At 59.8% G+C, this 23484-nt stretch carries 19 protein-coding genes and 1 pseudogene; 8 read left to right on the forward strand and 12 right to left on the reverse strand.

Going from position 1 to position 23484, the window contains the following annotated elements; genetic code table 11:
* Positions 1 to 532: 532 nt before the first annotated feature.
* Positions 533 to 1279 carry a sulfotransferase family protein gene (locus THIMADRAFT_RS26580; protein WP_007192803.1) on the forward strand — a complete coding sequence of 249 codons (747 nt, stop codon included), beginning with the start codon at positions 533 to 535 and terminating at the stop codon, positions 1277 to 1279.
* A 70-nt stretch (positions 1280 to 1349) separates the two neighbouring features.
* On the opposite strand, the gene THIMADRAFT_RS09495 is transcribed toward THIMADRAFT_RS26580, so the two are convergent.
* Positions 1350 to 2603: a DUF6399 domain-containing protein gene (locus tag THIMADRAFT_RS09495; protein ID WP_007192804.1), complete on the reverse strand. Its 1254-nt coding sequence runs from the start codon at positions 2601 to 2603 to the stop codon at positions 1350 to 1352.
* A 130-nt stretch (positions 2604 to 2733) separates the two neighbouring features.
* Here THIMADRAFT_RS09495 and istA point away from each other — a divergent pair, with 130 nt between their 5' ends.
* Positions 2734 to 4269, forward strand: coding sequence for an IS21 family transposase (gene istA, locus THIMADRAFT_RS09500; RefSeq protein ID WP_007192805.1), 1536 nt, complete (start codon positions 2734 to 2736; stop codon positions 4267 to 4269).
* Positions 4270 to 4301: 32 nt separating this feature from the next.
* On the forward strand, positions 4302 to 5060 hold the full coding sequence (gene istB, locus THIMADRAFT_RS09505; RefSeq protein WP_007192806.1) for an IS21-like element helper ATPase IstB: 759 nt from the start codon (positions 4302 to 4304) through the stop codon (positions 5058 to 5060).
* On the opposite strand, the gene THIMADRAFT_RS27075 is transcribed toward istB, so the two are convergent.
* Entirely contained in the window at positions 4996 to 5652 is a 657-nt protein-coding gene (locus THIMADRAFT_RS27075) for a hypothetical protein (RefSeq protein ID WP_040730801.1), read from the reverse strand. The two genes, istB and THIMADRAFT_RS27075, sit on opposite strands and share 65 nt — an antisense overlap.
* A gap of 801 nt (positions 5653 to 6453) precedes the next feature.
* Between THIMADRAFT_RS27075 and THIMADRAFT_RS09515 the strand changes: the two genes are divergently transcribed.
* The 3 genes from THIMADRAFT_RS09515 to THIMADRAFT_RS24675 all read left to right on the forward strand — a co-directional run bounded on the left by THIMADRAFT_RS09515 (position 6454) and on the right by THIMADRAFT_RS24675 (position 8416).
* The gene (locus THIMADRAFT_RS09515; RefSeq protein ID WP_007192809.1) at positions 6454 to 6636 is read left to right on the forward strand and encodes a hypothetical protein; all 183 of its coding nucleotides are present in this window, start codon (positions 6454 to 6456) and stop codon (positions 6634 to 6636) included.
* Positions 6608 to 6880, forward strand: coding sequence for a DUF6399 domain-containing protein (locus THIMADRAFT_RS27870; RefSeq protein ID WP_233490221.1), 273 nt, complete (start codon positions 6608 to 6610; stop codon positions 6878 to 6880). Before THIMADRAFT_RS09515 ends, THIMADRAFT_RS27870 begins: the two co-directional genes overlap by 29 nt.
* Before the next feature lie 435 nt (positions 6881 to 7315).
* A complete protein-coding gene (locus THIMADRAFT_RS24675; protein WP_007192810.1) occupies positions 7316 to 8416 on the forward strand; it encodes a hypothetical protein in 1101 nt (366 codons plus the stop codon).
* A 301-nt stretch (positions 8417 to 8717) separates the two neighbouring features.
* Here the strand turns inward: THIMADRAFT_RS24675 and THIMADRAFT_RS27875 are convergent, their stop codons facing one another.
* The 4 genes from THIMADRAFT_RS27875 to THIMADRAFT_RS09530 form a co-directional block, all read right to left on the reverse strand.
* The gene (locus THIMADRAFT_RS27875) at positions 8718 to 8867 is read right to left on the reverse strand and encodes a hypothetical protein (protein WP_007192811.1); all 150 of its coding nucleotides are present in this window, start codon (positions 8865 to 8867) and stop codon (positions 8718 to 8720) included.
* Between the two features lie 148 nt (positions 8868 to 9015).
* Positions 9016 to 9753: a hypothetical protein gene (locus tag THIMADRAFT_RS26590; RefSeq protein ID WP_007192812.1), complete on the reverse strand. Its 738-nt coding sequence runs from the start codon at positions 9751 to 9753 to the stop codon at positions 9016 to 9018.
* A gap of 119 nt (positions 9754 to 9872) precedes the next feature.
* Complete coding sequence (locus THIMADRAFT_RS09525) at positions 9873 to 10265, reverse strand: hypothetical protein (RefSeq protein ID WP_007192813.1); 393 nt, start codon at positions 10263 to 10265, stop codon at positions 9873 to 9875.
* On the reverse strand, positions 10262 to 10546 hold the full coding sequence (locus THIMADRAFT_RS09530; protein ID WP_139052778.1) for a hypothetical protein: 285 nt from the start codon (positions 10544 to 10546) through the stop codon (positions 10262 to 10264). Before THIMADRAFT_RS09530 ends, THIMADRAFT_RS09525 begins: the two co-directional genes overlap by 4 nt.
* An 829-nt stretch (positions 10547 to 11375) precedes the next feature.
* Here THIMADRAFT_RS09530 and THIMADRAFT_RS09535 point away from each other — a divergent pair.
* Positions 11376 to 12892 (forward strand): annotated as a pseudogene (locus tag THIMADRAFT_RS09535) (IS1380 family transposase).
* Between the two features lie 255 nt (positions 12893 to 13147).
* Here THIMADRAFT_RS09535 and THIMADRAFT_RS09540 read toward each other — a convergent pair.
* The 5 genes from THIMADRAFT_RS09540 to THIMADRAFT_RS09560 form a co-directional block, all read right to left on the reverse strand.
* Entirely contained in the window at positions 13148 to 14503 is a 1356-nt protein-coding gene (locus tag THIMADRAFT_RS09540; protein ID WP_007192817.1) for an O-antigen ligase family protein, read from the reverse strand.
* Between the two features lie 376 nt (positions 14504 to 14879).
* Positions 14880 to 15686: a CpsD/CapB family tyrosine-protein kinase gene (locus THIMADRAFT_RS09545; protein WP_007192818.1), complete on the reverse strand. Its 807-nt coding sequence runs from the start codon at positions 15684 to 15686 to the stop codon at positions 14880 to 14882.
* A 51-nt stretch (positions 15687 to 15737) separates the two neighbouring features.
* Entirely contained in the window at positions 15738 to 17297 is a 1560-nt protein-coding gene (locus tag THIMADRAFT_RS09550) for a GumC family protein (protein ID WP_139052779.1), read from the reverse strand.
* Positions 17298 to 17565: 268 nt separating this feature from the next.
* Entirely contained in the window at positions 17566 to 18759 is a 1194-nt protein-coding gene (locus THIMADRAFT_RS09555) for a porin family protein (RefSeq protein ID WP_007192820.1), read from the reverse strand.
* Between the two features lie 20 nt (positions 18760 to 18779).
* Positions 18780 to 19364, reverse strand: coding sequence for a polysaccharide biosynthesis/export family protein (locus THIMADRAFT_RS09560; RefSeq protein ID WP_007192821.1), 585 nt, complete (start codon positions 19362 to 19364; stop codon positions 18780 to 18782).
* A 980-nt stretch (positions 19365 to 20344) separates the two neighbouring features.
* Here THIMADRAFT_RS09560 and THIMADRAFT_RS09565 point away from each other — a divergent pair.
* A complete protein-coding gene (locus THIMADRAFT_RS09565) occupies positions 20345 to 21301 on the forward strand; it encodes a sulfotransferase (RefSeq protein WP_158308372.1) in 957 nt (318 codons plus the stop codon).
* 1 nt (position 21302) lies between these two features.
* Here THIMADRAFT_RS09565 and THIMADRAFT_RS09570 read toward each other — a convergent pair whose 3' ends face one another.
* The gene (locus THIMADRAFT_RS09570) at positions 21303 to 22460 is read right to left on the reverse strand and encodes a glycosyltransferase family 4 protein (protein WP_007192823.1); all 1158 of its coding nucleotides are present in this window, start codon (positions 22458 to 22460) and stop codon (positions 21303 to 21305) included.
* Positions 22461 to 23484: the final 1024 nt, after the last annotated feature.

Here is a 23484-nt window from a genome sequence, read left to right on the forward strand (position 1 = left end):
CTTTCAAGGACGGCGTGGCACACTGATGGAGTCTCTTTGTCTTCGCAAACAAGAGACTCTCCCGACGGGTGCTGTTGTTCAAGCACCCCGAGGGAGGCACACCGCTCTCCCTCATGAAAGATGACGATTTAAGGGGGAAGAAACATCAGGGAAGGTGGCCGTACTCAGATGTGAGCGGTGAATGGATTGCAGCAACGCATCGAGGCAGCGGTGTAAGATGTTTCCGACATGCACGGTAGGTCTCTTGGTGGGTTTTGCCGCTTTCCAGGGACAACGATCTCCCGCGCATGTTTCATTCCGTACCAATAATGATATTCAAGGTTATGATAAGATAAGATAAGATAGTAAGTTTCCTGGGACTGCCTCAGGGGATAAGCTCGTTTCGGCCGTCCATCGAAATAAAATGGCAACGCTCGATCAAATCCAGCAACTAGAGCGGGATCATCGGCGTGGATCCATTACCGCCCGAGTGGATATTAATGATTTAAACCCCAGCGTTGCCGAGGAACCGTGACTTTAGGAGACTCTCTAAATGAATTATGCAAGTTTTGTTGTTCTGAGTACTCAGCGCAGTGGTTCCACACTGTTACGAACAGCCCTCGATAGCCACCCCGAAATATCATGTCGCGGAGAATTGTTTCTGCCGTCTTACTCCCAGGGAGACTCGTTTCGGGATTTCGTATCGGAGAAAAAACTTTCTCGAATCTCCGAGTTACTTCATAGGCGTCGTCTGGTGTACTCATATCTGGATCGCCTATATGACGATACGTTGGCGGGGGCGCGTGGATTCAAAATTATGTATGGCCAAATGGGATATCGGCCGTATAAGTTTCCAATGGTTTTTGACTATATTCGTGATTACGGTGTTCGTGTAATTCATCTTGTGCGGGAAAACACACTTGATATTTGTATTTCACGTCAGTTCGCTCGAGCGAGTAAGACGTATCACGCAGTGGAGCAATATCAACCCAGGTCTCAGACGGTCAACATACCAACGCTTATCCTTGAGATGAGAAAAGTGGAGCGAGAAAAGATTCGCTGGAGGTCCGCCGTCAAGGGTCTTCGCTGTCTTGATCAGACTTATGAGGATTTTGTTAACTCCCGATCAGAATCGTCGCGTCGAATACTTGAATTCCTTGGTGTGGAGTCAGCGATCGAGCTTGTGTCGCCACTGAAGAGGCTCTCAGGTGCTCATCTGAACGAGAGAGTGCTGAACTACGAGGAGATGGTGCAGGAGGTGGTCAGCCATGGATACGGTCGCTTCTTGGCGGGGCCGTAACTAGTTAGTTCAGTTTGTGCCAAAAACCGTTTTCGGTCGCTGGCCTTGATCATCGATTGGTCCAGTGTTGCTAGGCCGCCACAGGGACGAGGTACGGTTGCCTCGCCTGGCGCGGTCGTCGTCGCGCCGGTCGGGCGGGCCAAGGCATGCGTTCGAGCACCTGCTCGAACAAGGAGGGGTGGGGCTGAGCGAAGAAGCGCTCGGCGGCCGTGGTGCCGTCGGGCCGCTTGATCGCAAAGTTGTGCAGCGCGGTCAAGACCTGCTGCTTGCTCGGGCCGAGGCGATGATGCCCATGCTGATAGAGCGCGAGGAAGCCGTTGCGCCCCTCGACACACGAGCTGCTGCGCTGGAACAGATCGGCACACTCCCCGGCGACCTGCTCGAGATGGTGACGGGTCTGCGGATCCAGCGACTGGATCGGGTGCGAGAGCTGCTGCAGCGGGGCGAGGCGCTGCGCACTCAGGGCTCGGAGTCGATGACGCGGCTCGGCGCGGGTGCTGCGTGCGGCGACGCGCTCCAGATAGAGCGCCGGGATCAGGTCGTCAAGCATCGCCTGCTCGATCGCCGGTGCCAGGTCCAGGGCCTGTACCCAGGTGTTGACCATCATGAAGAAGAAGGCCAGCGTGGCGACGAGGCTGTGGGTCAAGCGCTTCGCCTTGGCCAGATGTGCACGCAGGCGCTCGGACAGATCCGCCTCCTCGGCGATCGCCTCCAGGCGCGTAAAGAGCGTCCCCAGACGCGCCTCCAACTGCTCGGGGGTTTGCGCCTGTCCCTGTTGGATCTCGTAGGGATGATCGACCTCGCCGAAAGCACCGATCAGGGCTTTGGCCTCGGCGCGGTGCGCGTGGGCCTGCTCGCGCGCGAGGCTGGCTTGGACGGAGGCGCTCAGCGCCTCATCGATGCGCGCAGCGAATGCCGGCGGGCGCCCGGGGCCGTGGCGGCGCCGATGGTAGGCCTGCTCGGCGGCGCATTCGTCTTGCCAGCGCGCCTTCGCCTCGGCCTCCGCCGTCTCGGCCTGTTGCTCGGCGCGCTTCAGCGACAGACTCATCGCCTGGCTCACCGCATGCTGCAGATGGAACAGGTCCGTGGAATGGTGTGCGTCCAGATCACGCTCGACATGCGCCAACAATCCCTTGGCCTCATCACTGGTGCCTTGCACCACCGTGACATTCAGACCCTCGAGTCCACCCTCGAGCGCCTGTGTCCAGGCCGCCGCCGAGCGCTCATCGCTCCTCTGCTCGAGCAGGATGAAGTTCGAGACCAGATTGCGTATTCCACGCCCATTCGGCCACCCATTCCACGGGCATTCGGCCACTGATTCCACGCTGATTCGGCCACCCGTTCCACGGCGATCCGGCCACTGATTCCACGGCCATTCGGCCACCCCCGGGCAGGGGGCGACGCAGGACCACGATCCACTAGGATCGACCCCTTTTTCGAAGCGAGGGGTCGAGATGGAGCGTTTGTCCATGCGTAAGATTCGTGAGTATTTGCGCCTGCGGTTCGAGGGCGGTTTGTCGCACCGGCAGATCGCGGCGAGCCTGCAGGTGTCGCGCAGCAGCGTCGGGGAGTACGAACGGCGCTTTGCCGTCTCGGGACTGAGTTGGCCCTTGCCCGAGGCCTTGAGCGATCGGGAGCTGGAGCGGCGGCTGTTTCCGCCGCCACCGGCGGTGCCGGGCGACACCCGCGTGGTGCCGGACTGGGCGGTGGTCCATCAGGAACTGCGCCGTCCGGGCGTGACGCTGATGCTGTTGTGGGAGGAATACCGGGCCGCCCATCCCGAGGGCTTCGGCTACAGCTGGTTCTGCAAGCGCTACGAGGCCTGGAGCGGGTCGCTCGACGTGGTGATGCGCCAGACCCACCGCGCCGGGGAGAAGCTCTTCGTCGACTATGCCGGGCACACGGTGGAGGTCGTCGATCCGGCCAGCGGGGAGATCCGCACCGCACAGATCTTCGTGGCGGTGCTCGGGGCTTCCAACTACACCTATGCCGAGGCGACCTGGTCGCAAGGCCTGTCCGACTGGATCGGCTCGCATGTGCGGGCCTTCGCCTACTTCGATGGGGCTCCAGCGATTCTGGTCCCGGACAATCTGCGCAGCGGCGTGAGCAAGGCGCATCGCTACGAGCCGGATCTCAATCCCACCTATCTGGAGCTGGCCAACCACTACGGTGTCGCGGTCGTGCCGGCGCGGGTGCGCAAGCCGCGCGACAAGGCCAAGGCGGAAACCGGGGTGCAGATCGTCGAGCGCTGGATCCTGGCGGCGCTGCGCCACCAAAGCTTCTTCAGCCTGAGCGCGTTGAACACGGCGATCGGCGGCCTGCTGGAACGGCTCAATCAGCGGCCCTTCAAGAAATTGCCCGGTTCGCGCCGCACGGCCTTCGAGACGATCGATCGTCCGGCACTGCGCCCGCTCCCCCTGACCCCTTACGTCTACGCCACCTGGAAGCGGGTGCGGGTGAACATCGACTATCACGTCGAGGTCGACGGGCACTACTACTCGGTGCCCTACACCCTGGTGAAGCAGGCCCTGGACGTGCGCCTCACCGAGCACACGGTCGAATGCTTCCACCACCGCCAACGCATCGCCAGCCACGTGCGCTCGCCGCTGAAGGGTCGCCACACCACCGTCCCCGAGCACATGCCCAAGGCCCATCGGGAGTTCGCCGAGTGGACCCCGGAACGCCTGGTGCGTTGGGCCGAAAAGACCGGACCGGCCACCGCCGGGGTCATCGGCCACATCATGGCCAACCGTCCGCATCCCCAGCAGGGCTTCCGCTCCTGTCTGGGGATCCTGCGCCTGGGCGAGCGTTACGGCAACGACCGCCTGGAGGCCGCCTGTGCGCGGGCGTTGCGTCTGAACGCCTGCCGCTACAAAAGCATCGAATCGATGCTGCAACGCGGCCTCGACCGCCAAGCCCTCCCCGAACAGCAGAGCCTGGATCTACCCGTCGCCCACGACCACCTGCGTGGTCCGGGCTATTTCCACTGACCGTCACGCCACAACAGAGGAGTCAGACACCCATGCTGCATCATCCCACTCTGGACAAGCTCCAACAGCTGCGCCTCACCGGCATGTCCACCGCCCTGCGCGAACAGCTCGACCTGCCAGAGATCCACACCCTGAGCTTCGAGGAGCGCCTCGGCCTGCTCGTGGACAGAGAGCTGACCCTGCGCGAGGATCGCCGCCTGCAGACCCGTCTGCGCCAGGCCAAGCTCAAGCACAGCGCCTGCCTGGAAGACCTCGACTACACCACCCCGCGCGGTCTGGATCGCGGCCTCGTCACCCAACTGGCCACCGGCCAATGGATCCGCGAGGGTCTCAATTGCCTGGTCCTCGGCCCGACCGGCGTGGGGAAGACGTGGCTGGCGTGCGCACTGGCCCAGCAGGCCTGCCGCCAGGGTTTCACCACCCGCTATCTGCGTGCCCCGCGTCTGTTCGAGGAGTTGCGCCTCGCTCATGCCGACGGCGGCTTCCCCAAGCTCATGCGTAGCTTCGCCAAGACCGACCTGCTGCTGCTCGACGACTGGGGGCTCATGGGCCTGGACGCCGAGGCCCGGCGCGACCTGCTCGAACTGCTCGACGACCGCCACGGCCAGCGCGCCACCCTCATCACCAGCCAGCTGCCGGTCGAGCATTGGCATGACCTGATCGGGGATCCCACCCTGGCCGACGCGATCCTCGACCGGCTGGTCCACAACGCCTACCGGATCACCCTCAAAGGCGAGTCGATGCGCAAACGCCACGCCCGGACGTTGACGCCGAGCGTACCCGCCGAGTAACAATGACCCACCTGCGTCGCTTCGCTCCGACTGCCCCGGCCGAATGGCCGTGGAACGGGTGGCCGAATGCCGGTGGAATCGCCGGCCGGATGTCGGTGGAACAGGTGGCCGAATGGCGTGGAATGCGCACCAGATCGATGCCCACCAAACGCATGCCGTCTTTCCACGTCTCATCTTCGGCGATGCTCAGCAGGCGATGAGGCATGGCTTGGGCCAGCGTCCCGCGCAGTTCGGCGGCAGCGGTGACGATCCGCTCCTCCAGTTCAGTCTGGAATGCCTGCTGCGTGCCGTAGGAGGCGCCGATGAACGCCGACAGCCCACTGCGCTCGAGAAAGTCGCAGACCACGCGCACGCCCGCGCCGCCCTGCTCGCCGATGCTCCAGTGTGCGGCAACCAGGATCCGGCGCAGCCACACCACGCCCTCGGGGGTCTCGACGAAAGCCGACAGCGCCGCCGGCGCCAATGGCGCAGGGGACGCGTTCCAGTGACGCAGGGTGCTGCGCGCCACGCCGGCGCCGATGACCGCCGCGCGTTGACTCTGTCCATCCTGCCGGGCTTGCGCCACCGCATGCCGATGCTTGGCGCGATCCAAGCGATCATGGATTGGCGTGGGGCGTCGATCTGCACTAGAGTCGACACAGGCGGGAGCATCGGACAACGGCATTTCCCTCGGTCAGTTTGCACTTCCAAGGGTACGCCTTCCCGGCGCTCCTGCCACTCCTTCAGGGCGCTTGATCGCCTACCAAAATACCCCGTTTTGGACCAACCGATGATCGAGGCCCGGTCGCTCATGCAGAATTAGTGTTTAGCGGACAGAACGGATAGCCGACCTAAAGAAGCGCGCTTAACTGTATGAACGTCTTTGCTCTGCTAGCACGCCGCTGCGCCCAACGTGGCAGGCATCCGATCTGAGGTTCGACGCGCTTGAATGATGTGAAGACTCTCATGTTCCGGCTGGTCCGTCCGTTTTGCGACGCGCTCGACCGCTGGAGAGCCACGGCACTGGAGCGGCCGAAGCGCTTGCGCGCGGCGCAGGTGCGCGTTCGCGACTCAGAGGACCGCCGTGCCTACTGGAAAACGCGGGTGTTGGTGGCTGAGGGCCGGGCACCGGCGAGCGCCGCATCCGGGGTAAAACCGACAAGGACAGTGGCGAGGAGCCGCCCACGGCGCTGGCCCCGACGCATCTTGCCAACCACCATTGCCCCCTGGAGGTCATGCAAATCAGTCTGCAGTCTTACCTGCGCGCCAGCTTCGGTTGTCGCGGGGTCAGTTGGGTGCTGCGACCGTTGGCAGGGTACCTGCCGCTGGGTGCCCCCGCCTCCACCAACGTGCTGAATTGGTACTGTCGGTGGGGTTTGGCCCTCCTGCTGCACCTGGACGCAGTCGGGTGCGCATGGCGTGGGACAAGCGGCGTATCGAACCCCTGTGTGCCCTGATCGGAACCCACTATGACACGCGTGCGGCGTTGTGCGAGGCGCTGCACGCTGCCTGCGCCACGGCGCTTGAGGACCTGGATGACACCTTCTGGCGCTTGACCGATCGGGACTATGCGCGTCTTCTCCAGGCGTTTGCCTAGGTTTTGCCGTATCGCGCGCGCTTGCCCGAGTGGACAGCACAACTTTCACATCCGACGCGCCGACGGCACGACCGCCGCCGAACGCTTCCTCGGATGGACACAGCCCGCGCTGTTCGAGCAACTTCTCCTGCGTGTGACCTTGCCGCCGCGCCTGCGACGCCGCCGACCCCGTCCGCCGAAACCACCCTATAATGCGGGTCGTGGGCTCAGGGCGGTGGCTGGGACAATGAACAGAGCCGGTTAGGCGCGTTGAGGACACGCTGGCAAAGGGATGGCGAGCGCAATGTGACAGCCGTCCCAAACAACGTTCACTCGGTGACGTAAACTCCTCTCACTGTCTACTTCGAATGGCGCTAACCCCAACTAACATCACGGTTACGAATAAGAATGACAGGGTGGGATACTGGAACGATGGCCTCGTCCGTACGCCCAACCAACGGAGCACGCTGCGCAGAGCGTCACTGGGCATTACGCAGAACTGCAACGGAGGTGCAAGACCACCGTGAGGATCGGGTGGATGATCTGATGCAAATGGCCGAAAATGTTCACGCGAGACGTATAATATAACGGCGCAGGCAAGAGCAGGTTCCTTGCCCGCGATTAACGGAGCCGCAGTGCTCCCTGAAAAGTCTAATCGAGCTGTTTCGTTTAGACCTAAGCATACTTGCCGAGGTAAGGTATGAAAATATTGTTTGCGCTAAGAAGTCTGCTTTATGGGGTGGTCTGTTCAACGTTAGTTGCTTTGCCCGTCCATGCCGATCAATCCGTAGACAAGAAGTGGTTTCCCGGGCATTACGTTTATGCCAATGGAGTTAAAGGCGTAGCGCCAATCGCCCCGTATATGATTGAGAAAGCCAAAGACAATCCGGATTTTACCGGCTACCATGTCCGCTATAAGTGGCGAGTCTTGGAGCCTGAAAAAGATGTCTATGACTTTTCAATGATAAGGCAAGATATTGCAACAGCGGTCAGAGACGGGAAAAAACTTATCATCACAATTTTGGACCGCGCCCACGACGCAGATCACGGCAGTCCTGTCCCCGACTATATCACGACAGATCCAATCTATGAAGGCGGAATCTATAAGTACGCCGAGACTCAAGCCGGTGTCGCAAAGTACATGCCGAAATACTGGGTCCCTTCTGTCGCTGAACGGGTTGGTAAGTTGGCTGCCTCCATTGGAGACGAATTCGACGATGATCAGACCCTCTCCTACGTCAACACTGAAGAGACCGCATTGGTAGGAGCGCAGTTCCAAGACGGTTTTTCTGCGGATGCGTTGCGTGACGGGTATAGAACGATCCACTCTATCGCCGTTACGGGGCTGAAGAAGACGCTTTTCTCACAGTGGGTTAATTGGCGGGGTGGCTTAACAGAGGCGGGGGCCGACGAAATAATGGCTGCCCTTGTTGCGCAAGGTAGCGGATTTGGCGGGCCGGATGCGTTGGCGGTAGACCGCGCGAATCTGCCCGACGGGACAGTTGGTGCGCTGGATAATGCGTTTGGGAAATACTACACGCAGTATATGGGCATTGCCCCGATTACGATGAGCGCTCAAATTCCGTCGATGGACGTCGCAAGCCCGCTTGAGAGTCTCAACTACGCTATCGATCTATTAGGCGCTCACTTCATGACCTGGAACCCCGGCGAGGGGCGCGCATGGTCGTTCGATGACACTATTACCATGCTGCGGCAAGAAGGTGCGAGGATTAAAAAAACTCCTCCTGGGAGCATGGTTCGTCTACCGCCACCAACGAACTTAGAACTCCACTTTGAGTGAGACGGTGGGAGATAGCCTCGTTCGTAATTTCGTTGCGCCAAGTAAAACCTGGGAGGAGAGTAAGATTGTTGTCACCCACTTTATTTCACCGGCCGGTTCACGAATTGATTCGCGCGGAATGCTCGCGGCTTTCCCGCACTGATCACCCCGGTGGCGCAGTGTCGGCAGGTGGAGGAGTGCGAGAAGCCCGAGGAGCGCGAAGGCGGTGTGTGGAGTGCTTCGCGGCGGTGATTGACCCGCCTGGGTCGGGCGCCTGAGTGGAGGGTGCCCGGCGGATGGCGACCCGCCGGGCGAGGGTCAGTCAGAAGGGCAGCGGATCGTCGAAGTCGTTCTCGAAAGGGTCCAGTTGGGTGAGGGCGTCGGGCTGCGGGCCCGGATCCGGATCGGTGTCCTCGCCGTCGAGCCACTGCTGCACGGCCGCTCCGTAGCGCGCCTGGACGGCTTCCCACACCAAACGCAAGAGAGCCGGTATTTTGAGGGGGTTTGCCTAGATTCGCGCAAACCCTTTCGAAATCCCAGTCTTCCCAAGTACTACTGACGCCTGCCCGCGCCAGAACCCGGAAACTTCTGTAACGCGTTCAGCTTGTTGTAAACCGTTACTAAAATTTATTCCTGAGATATTTCCAGTATAGAATTCGCGGAAAATTTAGTGCGTGATAATAAATAAGATTCCCAAGCGTGTCTTCATATTTATCCCATTCTGGCGGAAAATCGTATTCCCAATAACGCATGTAAGGCGAAAATACCTTCTGCGCTCGCGGAATGATTTCTGGAGTGTAGTACGAAACGAAGTCCGTCCGCCTCTCGTTAGTCTTGTTCTGCATAGGCAATTGTCGAGCCAACGGAATACCTAGTTTCGCTATCGTGTGGGCGAAATCCTGCTGAAGACGCTCAAAGCGAATAACCGAGTCGAAGCGTTTATGTGAAAGAATGCTCCAATCACTGTATGGAGCCCTATAGAAGGCATTGAAATACGATGGGAAATCGGCCGCTCTATTTCTTATAAACTGATACCTCTTGCGTTGGTGCGATGTATCTGCAATAAACGACAATCTTTTCTTTAGAGGCGGACGACGTGGTGATGAAAACGCTGTTTTATGGTCCGTCTTATACTTATAGTAGTGACTAACAGCCTTGTCAAGTGGATTGCGTATGCCACCAAACACAAAGTAATTCTTCTCGTTGATACTCGCATGTCTCAGGAAATCCTGATACGTGGCATGCTTATAAAGGTGTAGCGCGCCTTCATAATTCTGACGTAATTCGCGACTTATCGCAGTCGATGCGGTCAAAGGTAGCTCGACGAAGACATATTTGTGAGCGTGACTGATAATCATGATATTGCCTCATGCGGAGTATTCCGCTATTAATCGTGAACAGCTCCCATTCCATTGACCCCCAAATTTGGATCAGTCCATCCCCCGATCGTTCATTGGTATTCGGCGCTCTTCTTTCTTCACTTGACGTTGGTGAGGAACTCCACGACATGGCCGCGGCGGGTGCGGTAGGTGATCAAGCGCCAAGACTCGGGAGAACTGGCGAGCATCACGCGCAGATCGCGCTGCACGCCGGCGTTGAGGGGGTCGGCATCGACGCCGAGACCTTCCGTGGAGTCGATGCGCAGGCTCGCTTTCATGCGGGTGATGATCGTGATCGCCCCCGCGGCCTTCTTGGCATCCCAAAAGCGGGCATCGATGAAGGCGCGATCGACCAGGAACAGGGTGTAGCGCTCGCGGGTAAGGGCCCCGGGGGAGCGGTCGTAGTCGCGCAGAGTCGCCGTCTCGTGGCGACTGCGCGTCTCGACCTGGACATCTTCGGTGACCCCCAAGCGCAGGTGGTAGAAGCTCAACAGGGTATAGCCCGTGGGGTTGCCCTCTCGACCCTGCTTGGGTGTACAGCGGCGAAAATGCGCGCTCTCGCCTGGTAGGTGCCATCGATGGCCCGCGCGGGGCGCGTGCCCAGACCCGGGATGTCGGCCAAGCGATCCGGCAGCACTGCGACGGCGTCCGCCACCAGGGCCGGAAGCGTCTCCCTGAGCACGCCCAGGCGCGCCGCCGAGCACAGCGCATCCGACCAGGTCGAGCAGGCGAGAGGCACGCGCGCGCCCAGGGCAGGATCCAAATGCAGCAACGTCTGCACCTGCTCGCGCAGGGCGCCCATGCCCTGGAAATGGCGCAGCGCCTAGAGGGCGATGAAATCGCTCATGCTCAGAGTCCGCCCCCGGCCCTTGAGCACTGCGCATTCGCGCGAGTAATCGCTCGACGGGGAAGAGCAGTTCGGCGAAAACAGTCTTGTCGGTAGGGCGATGCATCTAACTAGCGAGTCGTCCGAGAATCATTGGGGTCATGCCTTTTGGCGGTTTTGCAGCACACCAGAGCAACCCCCATTTTAATCCTTTTGTCGCGTCTTTTTTGCTGCTATTTTCGAGCTTTTTTAGCCCTGCCGGGCTGTCCGTGCTCCCCGGTGAGGAATAGCAAAACGAGCGGAGAAGCCCGCCGCCGCAACCATGGCCCTATGAGACGCTCGGGCAGCGGCAGTCTGTGGCCACCCAAGCTCGGTTTTCCGGACACCGTTGCTCCCGAGATTCAACCGAAGGACTTCGTTCATTATATCAGCCGCCCAAGCTAAGGAGGTAAGTGATTCCCGCTCTACGGGACCCCGCGCACCCGTAGCGGTAAGTTTCAAGTGCGGAAATTGCCCCAGAATACGAACAGGGCCCAGCAAGACCCCTGAATTCAAGCTCGCGCACTCGCAATACCGGACAGACCAGCCCGGCACGCGCGTTTCATTTGAAGTCTCCTCCAATGTGCAGTTGTGACCCCGACGTTTACTTCTGTTTTCAGGTTTTGCCAACTCAACCAGCCCGGAAATCTCACCAGGGGGTTGAGCAAGGCCCCCTCGGTCTGGCATAACGGGCGTGCAACCAATCAGTTATGACCAGAGCGACGAGGGGCTTTGGATGACGGAGTGTAACGTCGAACAGCTTGAGTTTCACGGCCTTGGCCGCCGGACGGTCGTCGGACGTTTCGACGGTGGAACGATCAGCTCCGATGGCGGGGTGATGCTGCTGAGCGAAGTGGAGGCGAAGACCCGGATAATCGAGCGATTGGCCGAACAGTTCGTCGACCATCGCGACCCGGAGTTGATCGAGCACACGGTGCGCGAGTTGATCGGGCAGCGCGTGTTTGCCCTGGCGCTGGGCTACGAGGATCTCAACGATCATGACCGCCTGCGTCTGGACCCCTTGTTGGCGGCAGCGGTGGGCAAGCTTGATCCGACCGGCGCCGGCCGGCTCAAGGCGCAGGGTCGGGGCAAGGCATTGGCCAGCTCGAGCACGCTCAATCGCCTTGAGTTAACCCGGTTGGATGCCGACAGCGGCTCACGTTACAAGAAGATCGCGGCCGACTTTGCCGGGATCGATGCGTTGATGGTGAGCCGTGCCCTGGAATCCCACGGCGAAGCGCCCAAGCAAGTCCGGCTCGATCTCGATGCGACCGATGACCCGTTACACGGCAACCAGGAAGGGCGGTTCTTCCACGGCTACTACGGTCACTACTGTTATCTGCCCCTGTACATCTTCTGGGGCGAGGAGCTGTTGTGCGCGCGCCTGCGCCCGTCCAACATCGACGCCTCCAAAGGCAGTCTCAAGGAACTCACCCCGATCGTGACTCAGCTGCGCCAACGCTGGCCCGAGGTGCAGATCATCATTCGGGGGGATTCGGGCTTCTGCCGCGAGGAGATCATGCCCTGGTGCGAGACCAACCACATCGACTTCGTCCTTGGCCTGGCCAAGAACGATCGACTCAATGCCCTGAGCCTCAAGGCCCGTTGCCGGCCCCAACAGCGCTTCCTCGAGGCGGAACGGGCCAGCCGGGTGTTCGATGAATTCAACGACCGCACGCGCGACAGTTGGAGCCGCGCGCGCCGGGTCGTGGTCAAGGCCGAGCATCTCGCCAAGGGGGCCAATCCGCGCTACGTGGTCACCTCGCTCGGCCGCGTGGGGGCCGATGCACGGACCCTCTACGAAGATCTCTACTGCGCCCGAGGCGAGATGGAGAATCGGATCAAGGAGCAACAGCTCGACCTGTTCGCCGACCGCACCAGCACCCATACCCTGCTGGCCAACCAGATCCGGCTCTACTTCAGCTCCTTCGCCTAAATCCTCCAGCTCCTTCGCCTTTTCATCATCTTGTGTGCCATGCGTCGTCTGGGACTCCAAGAGACCGAGCTGGCCAAGGCTCAATGCGGCGAGGATCGGTCATCGCCCAAGACGCCCGAAACGCACTCCAAGAGACCGAGCTGGCCAAGGCTCAATGCGGCACCATCCGCACGCGTCTGCTCAAGCTCGGTGCCCACATCCGCGTCAGTGTGCGCCGGGTCTGGATCGCCTTCTCCGAGAGCTTCACGGCGCAGGATCTGTTTATCGAGGTGTTGCGCCGTCTTCGGACGGCCGCGGCACTGCCGAGCAGCCCCTGACCTCGCTTCTCGCGCCCCATCGAAAAGCCGGAAAGGCGTGCTTCCGGGGTGGCCGCACGGGTGGCTATGGTTTGGCGCCACCAATTTCTCACTTTTCGTGTGCGATCACGCCGTGATTCGGTCCGGTCGTCGCCCTCGGCGGCATCGAAAGTCGTCCGAATCACGCTCGGGCCGGTGCACCGGCGCGACAAGCCGGATCTTCAGCGCCCGATGCCGGCGGCCCAATCCCTTGGTGAGCGATCCGGGCTAATCGGGTCATGAGCCTTCTGACCGAACCGGCTGTTGACCAACTCCACCTTTTCCGTTCCTAGTCGCGAGCGCAGCTAACGCGCCCCAGAGCATGAACATAAAGTGCTGGTACTCCATTGTTAGAGATCTAAGAAATTCGACTTTGATTTGGTCGATTATGAAAACGCTCATGATGACCATTGCGAGCTTAGGCAGACCATCATCGATCGCATCCTGTTTACTCAACCGACTGGCCCTATAGTAGTCTAGATACATTCTCCCGAACCAGGCCAGATACGCGATCAGCCCGATGATTCCAAGCGTATACCACAGATACAGGTAGAGGTTGTGCGGCCAATAAATGGGAGCGGGTGCACCTCGCTTCGAATACGTTGCCTCGGAAAAATGCGACTGGGGACCATGTCCGGCGATGGGGCGCTCTTGAATCAGCGCCCAGGTCGCCGGCCACACCTTCGAACGTGTATCGGGCATACCTTCCTCAACGTCTGTCTCTTCCAGCCGCTCAAACAAGCGATCGAAGTCGGTGTAGTTGATGACCACAGTAGCGACAAGTGCGAAAGCGAACCCTGTGCCGCCGATCGCGATTAATATACCCCGAAATCCAAGTTCTCGACGAAAGAGATAAAGAAAAAACAAGCCAGAGAAAACAATCGTAAACACCGCGCCACGATTCGCGGTAGCTACCATCGCTGCAAGACTTCCTAGAATTATAAGGATCAGAAGGCGGCGCATCGCCGGCCCCGGCCTCGCTGTCAACAGGATGAACCCAGAAATGAAAACCGTCATCACCATGTACTCTGCGGTAATCCCGACCCCCCCGAATGGACCGGTGAGTCGACCGTCTGAGCGCGGAGGCTTAAGGCTGATCTCGCCTTGAAACAAGGGAGAATTCGGATTCATGCCTACGACCATCTGGACTAACGAATAGGTCAACACTAGCCCGCTCAGCGCCACCAGTAAATACAGAAACCCTTGCGCATCCGAATTTTCTTTATAGAAATTGTAGACGAGATAGAACAAAAGGAAATCGGAGCCGATAAAGAGCAAATAGAGTAGCTGCTCTCTCATCGTCACCGGATTAGCCTGTGTGAGCGCAATAGCGTAGGCGAAGGCTATCAACAGAACGAATCCGATATAAGGAAGATGTCGCAGCTGTCCACGCACCCCGAATATCAAGGCAACAAGATAGATGAGATATACATTGATCGACCCGAACTTCGAAACGATAAGCGGGAAAGGAAGCAGAAGGATCAACGGCGGGATGATCCACCGGGTGGGCAAGATATAAGCGACTACTCCCGCGACCAACGCGAGCAGGCCCGCGATATTGAGCTGAATCCAATGTGAGGGTGAGAGGTCCACGAAGATACCAAAAAACCACTATCTCGAACGTAGCGCCGGTAACGGATTTCCCTCGGGCGTCGAGAGGATAACCAAATGCCGAGTCGGCCTGCGCCGTCTTCCAATACAGGACGCAGAGCGTTCGCGAAGACAACAGCGGTTAAACCGACGGAACCGTTCGCTTGAACTGGAGCCGGGGTACACCGCGGCCTGCAGAGTATTGCGACCGCTGGTGTCAATCGTTTGGCGGTGACCGGAGGGCTTCCGCGGTCGCGGGGTACCGCTAGGGTCGCGGACAGCACGAAATCCCGGCTTATATGGGCCGATTTGGGCTAAGCGATCCAACTGGTGCACGGACCGGTCTGGGGCGGCACATCGGCGTCGCATCCTCGCTCGCTTAATAAGCATCGCTAGGAAGCGCACTTTGGGATTTCGTCATCACGGTCCCGAGAAGTGGTTTCACGCTCAACATATCGAGAGCGCGACGAAGATCAGGTTCGGTCGTCGAACCCTCCTCCACGACCAAGAGTGCCGCGTCCCAGTGGTTCGAAAACGCCAGTACGTCGTCGGTCGCCAAGACGGGTGGCATATCCAGGATGAGAAAGCCGTCCGCATACTGGCTCTGTAGGGCCGTGATAAGATCAACGGTCTTGCGAAGAAGCAATGCTTCTGAGGAGTGGGAGAACGCCTCGCGACCGGGCAATACGGTGAGGCCCTCGATCCCGGCGGGATTGAACAGGATCTCGTCCATCGGTGTATCACTGAGGATGTAATCGCTTATGCCGGGCGCGGTTTCCGCGGACAGATAGTGTTGAACGCTAGGCTGGCGAAGATCCAGATCGGCGAGAAGCACGTGTGAGTGAGTCTGACGCGCGAGGTTAACCGCGAGGTTGATCGCAGTGACCGTCTTTCCGTTGCCCTCGCGAGGACTTGTCACAACCAAGGTGCGCCATCCGTTCGTGCGCATCCGCTGCACGACCTGAGTGCGAAGCTGCTTGAAAGCAGCGAGCGCGACCGCGTTTCCCGAGTTGGTGAGAATACGATGGGCCTCGAGATGATTCCGCTGGGTTGGCCGGGTACGCTCCACCGGAAGCCTCTCGGGTTGCTCCAGGCCCCGATCGACGACGCCCTCACCCTGGTCCGCCTGCGACAAGGCGGCGCGACTCGCGCGAGCCTTCGCCAATGCTTTGCTTAACGGATCCATGCTTGGTGAACCTACTGGCTTAATGGGAAACGCTGGCTGGCGCCCAGTCGACTAACCACCGCTCGCGGTGATCCCGAGCAGCACGTCAAGGGGGGCAACCAGAAAGTGTACGATCAAAACAACGATCACCAGGACTACTGCCGCGCCGAGTCCACCGATCAGGCGCCTTCGGTTTCTCCGGCTCCGATCGGAGACGGTCTCGATGATTGGGATGACACCGAGCGGGGGCGAACCGGCGATCCTCGCAAGGGCCTGCGCGCCGTAGATCCCTTTGTCGAATGACTGGCGCAAGATCACCGAACCGACTCCACTTCCGGTGGCCAAAACCAATCCGAGAAAAAGCAAGGCGCTTCGATTCGGCTTCACGGGTACCGGCGAGAGCGCGGGGGGCTCGATCAGGGTAAAACGTTCTCCCTTGCTCTCCGTTTCCAAAGACTCGGCCAGCTTGGCGTCCATGAGCTTGCTTCTCACTTCCTGATAGCGTGACAACGCGCTTTCATAGTCCCGAGTCAGCGCAAGATATGCCTGCTCAACCGCCGGGGCTTCGGAGATACGCTCCTCATATGCCTGCACTTGTTCCTCAAGCTCGCCACGAGATTGCCGAAGCGCGCTGAGCTGCGCGTCGTTGGCGATGATCCGGGCCCGGAGCTGGATGTAGGCCGGATTGTCGGCGTCGGGCGCCGTCGACGTCGTGCGCGACTCGTTTCGAAGCGCGGATCGGAGGGCGGACAGCTCCCGCTCGACCTTGATGCGATCCGGGTGTTCGACAGAGTAGCGGGCAGAAAGCTCCAGAGACTGGGCTTCCAGAACCTTTAGTTGCTCCCTGGGGTCGAGTACCCGCTCTCCCCTGCCGCCAGGCAACGAAACCGAGGAATAGGGGGATGTCCTTGCGAGCTCGCCTTCCAACAGGATGCTGCTTTCGGTCAGCGCATTGATCGATTGGTCGAGGTCACGCAACCGGTCGTGCAGCCTCTGCAGGGCTTGGAGATTGACACTCATCATCTCGGGAAGACTCGAGCCCGATTCCGTCTTTAATGCTGCAAGACGCGCCTCAATCGCTGCGACATCCTTGGAAATCCGCGCGGCTTCGTCGTCGAGGAAGCGAGACGCCTCTTGTGTCACTTCCTGGCGCTCCTTGAGGTTCTCAGCCAAGTAGAGCTCCACCAGGTCGGCTGCAACGGCCTGTGCGATCTGGGGGGAGTCCGCATCGAACGAAATCGAGAAGGCGATCGTCGCCTGTGTCGGGCGACCCGTGCGAGGATCCACCATATCGGCGCTGATCATCTCCAAGGTCACTGCACGGCGCATCAACTGCAGGGCCGAGCTGTTGTCCGAGCCCCGCCGTATGTCCGGATAGAGGCCGTGTCTATCCATGATTGCGACGAGATTCGCGGCTGTCATCACCCGCTGCTGTATCCCGGCAATCCGTTCATCGGCGTAACTCGTCACCGTAGAACGGACCAAGTCGGCAGGCAGGCCCTGTTGTTCGATCAGGATCTTGCCCGTCGACCGGTAAACCGCGGGCAGGCTATACGCGAGCAGCGTGATACCGAGGAGCACGAATGCGAAGGGAAGAACGAAATACCATCTTCGGCGCTTGATGGTCGCCAAAAAGCTCCCGAAAGACATACCCTGGTCGTCCATTCCGTCACCCTACCTCAACAAGTCGAATTCTCGGGACAGTCAATACATCTCGTCGTGACCGCCCCGTCGGTGGGGCGCAGATGACCATCTACCCCTGCCCGCTCACGGAACCGGGACTGATCTCGACCCAACGGCCCTCCTGCTTTGCGAATTCTACCGAAGCGACCGCGGAAGGTTAACTGCGGCCTTCCCCCGAGCTAGCGTTCCAGGCGCGACACCGTACAGGGTTAACCCGCTACCTCGCCGCCCAGTCGTGACTCAATCCAAGGAAGACCGCGTTTGACTCCGCATCGGTATCGAGAACTTCGCGGCTCTGCATTCGGAAGCGGTAACTCAGATCGACCCAGGTCGATTCGGCGAGCCGCCATCGGACGCCCGGTGAGATCAGAAAAAAATCCCGATCATTGAGGCTTACTTCTCCCCCCGGGTTGCGATTTCGAAACACGCTTGCCCGAAGCCGAGCCGTTGCGCGTTCGGTGATCGGTCGAGCAATGACAAGATTAGCTCTAGTGGTGTCAAGAAGCGTTCCTCTGCCGCTTGGCAGCAAGGAACGCTGCAATCCCAGGCTAATGGAGCCGATTTCATAGTCGCGCTCAAGCCCGAACTCGAAGATTGGTCCGGTACTGCGACCACTGCCGGCTTGGGTCGGACTATCCGAAGTCGCCGAAGCCGACCGGCCTCCGGCCAGACCGGAAATGACCATCCGTTCCGACACGCGGTAACGGAAGCCAACCTCGGCTCCGTAGGTTTCCGACTGGTCCGCGTTCTGCTCCGCGTCGTATCGGTCGTAGATCGCGCGCCCGATAAGGGCTGTTCGTTCGCTAAGGTCGTAATGGCCGTTCAATCCGAAGCGAAGGAACTGGTAGTTCGAAAGCACGATGTCCTGAACATCCTCGTAGGACACATCCTGCAGAAGGACCTCCGCGCCGACACGCGCCCGCTCCGAAACCTCATACTCCATAGAGGGACGGATCTCAAACAAGCTCCTACGCTTGTTGAGTTGTACCAAACCGGTTGTCTCTTCCTCGCTGGTGAGCGTCGAGTCATAGACGAACCCGGCCTCCAAGCCGAGCTCAACGCGATCCATCCGGTAGGCATAGATAATGTCGAGCGCGCCGTCAGTGGAATCGAGCTCGGTCACGTCTGCGTAATAAGAGGAGTCTACAGCCGCCCGAATGCTGATCTCACTGATCTCGGAGGTGTGGGATAAAAGCCCGTAAGCCTCGGCGATACCGCCGAACGAGCCCTGCGGGTTTTCCGAGGAGAGCCTTACATTGTCGTCGTAGAAGAGCCGCAGACTGAGCCCGGGCTCGAAATCCCATGCGGGAATCGCTAGCTCTGCAGACACCGGCGGGGAAAAAAGGGCGATCAGAACGGCTCCAGGGATGCTGAGCCGAGACTCGCGACGGTGGCGACTAATGCTGAACATGGGGACCGCCGCAAAACTGCCTAGGGCACCACGACGACATCACCGGGCTGAAGCTTGATCACCTGCTCCGGACCCTCCCCGCGAATCGCGCTCCGATAGTCGAATGGATAGACCTGTTCCTTGCCGTCGACCTGCCGCAGCACTCGAATCTCACGCTCCTTGGCGAAGGGCGTTAATCCGCCTGCCATCGAAAGCGCCTGCATCACGGTGACATCGCGCGAGATGATAGGGAAGTCTCCGGGATCATTGACGCGCCCGAGGACGTAAATCCGGTTCCCCGGTATTTCCTGCAGCGTGACGGTCACCACCGGCTCGGGGATGAAGCGCCTCAGCCTCGATTGGATCGATGCGCCCAGTTCTTCGACGGTCAGACCTTCGGCTCGCAGATCGCCTGCAAGCGGGAAAGAGACACCGCCGTCGGGCCGGACAAGAACGAGCTGTTCAAGGCCGGGTTCCTGCCAAACAGAGACGGCGACGACATCGCCCGGGCGCAGCTGGTAGCCAACGTCGCCCGTCTGCGCGAAAACCCCACCGCAACATAACGCAAGCGCCAAACCAACGATACCCAGAACCGATGGACCTTTGTCCCTCCGCAGTCGAAACACACGCACCTCCATAAAGCCGGGCCAGCAGATCGGTTGTCGCTATTCTTTGTACGCGCCGCGCGGGGTTCAATTTCCCTCGGCACCAAATCCCGAGGCCACGATTCGCAGCTGAGCCGGGCGGGCGTACGGAGCCGTACCGAGGTGCCTTACGTCTACGGCGATAACGCGCGAGGACGAAAGCCTTAACCCGCTTGCACGCAAGTTCTCCGGCACCGCTGCCGATCATAGCATGTCGCCGGCCGCATCCGAACGGCCTTCGCGAGTCCCTCTTTGCCTGTTAGGCCTAGATCATAACGGGCCCGGAAGATGCGCGCAACGGCCGCGGAGCAGCGGGCCGCAGAGGATCGAAAAGCGCTCCGGAGTCGAAGCACCCGAGGATGCCTCTAGCTTGCTCGAAAGGGGGTCTGTGGCTTAGGCTTGGCTGCGCTAGGAGATCATCCGCAGAGAGCCGATCTCCGTGCTCGGACCGCAGTAGAGTCAGGTCGAGACACTACATCGAGACAGCGCACACCATCCCCGAACCCGCTCACGACAAACGGTTCGGTTCTGAATGGGCGCCGGTCGGTTCGAGCCCTATAGCCCGGTCTTGACCAAGGTATCGCGGGGCGGCCGAACGCTCGTTTCATTCGGCCCGCGACCGCAAGGCGCAGCACCATCCCCATTGGTTGTGCTCGCCGGGATGCAGCGAACTTCGCCTCGATTGACTGGGCAAACGTCTTCATGTAGCGATCACGGATATTCGGGTGCATCAAACACATATCCACACGGGTGTACCTTTACGAGCCCTCCGAAAATTCTTCAGCGAATCGCCCGTTGACCCCGGTCACGACCTTAATTTTATCCGAGCCTCCTACCACATGGGTCTCGGGCAGGGGTGATCACACCGCGCGCGACTGCGTGATAGGATCGAGCCAGCCGTTCTTTAGGGATCCGTAGAGATGCCGACTTGCACGAACGAAATACAGCTAGATCTGCCACCCATGATCATCGCGGGTTCCGGACGCAGTGGGACGACGTGGGTGCTGGACGTGCTCGCGCGGACCTTCCGGCTCCGCCCGATCTTCGAGCCCCTGCATCCCGGCGCGATCAAGGGCGCGAAGGCTTACGCTTGGAAGCATGTGGCGCCCGGCGGGGATCTCGCGGGAATGGATGCATTCTTCAGAGAGATTTTTACCGGTGATATTTCCAGCTGCTGGACCGATCTCCGCTTCCACCCGGCTGAACTTATTCCCCCGCCGGACTTCTTCCGTCGAACCGAGTCTGCGAAGCTGATGTTGCATCGGTGGATCAACGCGTTCGATCACTACCGGACCTATGCACCCTTGCGCGCCAGGTCAAGGATCATCGTCAAGTTTATCCGTGCCAATCTCCTGCTCGGCTGGTTAGCGCAACACTTCGACGCAAGAGTCCTTCTGTTGGTGCGCCACCCGGGAGCGGTGGTCGAGTCCAAGCTCAGGCTCGGGGGGTTCTCCTGGGATCCCGGGAGGCTTCTCGACGTTTACCGACAGGATGAAACGATCCATCACCTCCGCGGGGGCGTCTACCGGGACCTTCTATCCCGCGAACTAACGTCGGCGCAAGCGCTTGCTCTTCACTGGTGCATCGAAAACCAACTGCCGATTGCCGAAGCAAAGCAAAACGGCTACCTCCTGGTCCACTACGAGGATCTCGTAGAACGTGGCGGACCGGTTTGGGATCGCATCGCACAGTTCTTTGATCTGAGCTCCGGCGGTTGGGATCAGGATCTTTTGTCCCGACCGTCTCAGCAGGCATCTGCGACTTGGCGCGACAATGAGCTGGCAATCGATTCACACCAGAGCTGGCGGCATCGTATCCAAACGAAAGATCTGGAAGACATCCAATCCATACTGACGGAGACCGACGAAACGCTTTACAGCGCATATGAACCCCTGCCGAGAACAGCGACTGCGACGTGAGTCATGCTCTCGACCGCTCCCTAATGCGCAGGGAGTGCGGCATCGAAGTGGATATCCCCGCCAAGGCCTCGAGATACCGTTCCGCAACGGCGCGCGGGGCGTGGTTTTCAGACACATAGGCTCGTGTACGTTCGCCTGTCTCCCGACGATACTCTTCATTCTGTAGATAGCCCTTGATCGCCTCGGCCATCTCACCGAGATCGCGTGGTGTTTGGCCGAGACCGTGCCTCTTGATCACGCCATCCGGGTCGAAGTACGAGACGACAGGTAATCCCGCGGCCCAGGCTTGAAGCATCGAATTCGGAAACCCTTCGATCTCCGACGTATTAATGAAGACACGGGAGCGTAGGAAATAATCTGAGACGTTCCTGAAGGGTATTGGTCCCAGCAGCTCCAGATTTCCGATAGGCTCGGCTTGACGAGCGATCGATTCGTAGAACGCCTCGCTTCCGGGCACCGCCCCTCCAACGATCGCGAAGCGGTATTGCGGCAGACATTCCGCGAGTCTAAGGACATGACGCGGCCGTTTCAAGGGACGTAGATTGTTTACCCAGACCACATCGAAATCGATTTGTCGTTCGGTCGGAATTTGAGGGATGGTTACGGCCATATTGACCAGAGCGCTCGCACGACCGAAATTCCTCTTAAGCAGCGCGACCTGATGGCTGCTCTGCGCCGCCACGAGATCGGCTCGCGTCAGCCCATATCGATACAAGAAGCGATCTCGATTGTACTTTATGAGAGGAAGATCCGGCACGCAGTCTCCATCGCTAGCGACACGATAAATGAAGGTGCGCCGGTTTGCCTTACAATACCCTCCGACAAAGCCGGTCATCGCGCCGGAGCAGGATTGAAAATAGACGTCGGCCTCGGCTCTGCCCAATGCGGAGAAGATCGATGTGGCCCGAGGGTGAATGAAACGAAGGATTGGAACACCCTCGGTTTCTCGATATGTCTTCCAGACACGAATGCCGTTGATGAACTCCCCGTCCGGCTGACCGTAGTCCAGCACTACCATGCTGACCTCGATGCCGAGATCTCGAAAAGCACCGGCGAGCAGAGTCTGTTGAACGGACTCTCCTCCGAAATATCGGTCGCCGTAATCAGGGTTGAGGACGGGATAATTGTCCAACCCTACGAAGCAAATAGATTTTAGCATTCGGTTCCACATCCTTGAACTGAGGATTAGCTGATTCCGGCCTCGGCCGGCCCTCCCGCCCACGGGACGTGGCGCGTTATTCATAGCCCCGGCTGTAGGGTGGACGAGCGAAAGCGAAGTCCACCGAACCACGAGACGGCGCTGACAGACTGCGCCGGGCGTGTCCACCCTCCTGCTACGATCAGCGACGGGGCCGGGTTTATTAGCACGCGCCCAAGTGACGCTCCGGATGCGGCCGTTGCCGGCGCCGGCGCCGGACTCCCTTCGGGGGATTCCGAACAGCGTATGCCAGGAGTATAATGCGAAGTGACAGATTGTTCTTGTGATCCTTACCGCAAGACTCCGTCTAGGGTCGCGACTGAGATGCCGCCCTAGGTGTCTCCATAGCCAAGTCCTCATGGCAGGAAAGGGGTTCGGAGTTCTCATGGTCTCACGGAGCATATCGCGCAAGCCATGCCAAAGTTCTTATATACCTCCCGGAAACCACGCCGCAGGACTTTTCGTGAGTGCGTTTCATGGTGGGCATTGACGGTGTCGAAGATGCTGTTGATAGAGGTGCGCCTAGGGAACTCGATCCCGGCTACCACGCTGGCGCGGAAGACATGGTTACTCGCCTCGGAGTTAGTGAACCACTGGGGGAATTTGATCCTCGCGGCATCGCTCCCGACCCGTATCGTCGCGTCGGGACCGGCCGCGCGGAATATCCATAACATGCACCAGCAGGTTTTGTCCGGACGAGACGCTGCACGCCAACCGATTCGGATGATTCGGACCGACGGCCACCAATCCCGGGGCGGGAAGTTTCATGACGAGTACCCTGAGGCAGCTCCTCCGACGAGCCCCCCCAGGCGCCGCAGCGCCCAAGAGCCACGAGCGTGACAAAAACGACCGCACTCATTGCCGGTCGAGGGGTTCCGCAGGACCGAGCCGGCGGTGCCGCTCCCGAGTTTTTCCACCTCGACCACCACGGGCTGGCGTGCGTTCCGGCCAGCAGGGCCCTCGACATCGCCCGGTCGCCGATATG

It is taken from the genome of Thiocapsa marina 5811 (assembly GCF_000223985.1).
GTDB lineage: Bacteria > Pseudomonadota > Gammaproteobacteria > Chromatiales > Chromatiaceae > Thiocapsa > Thiocapsa marina.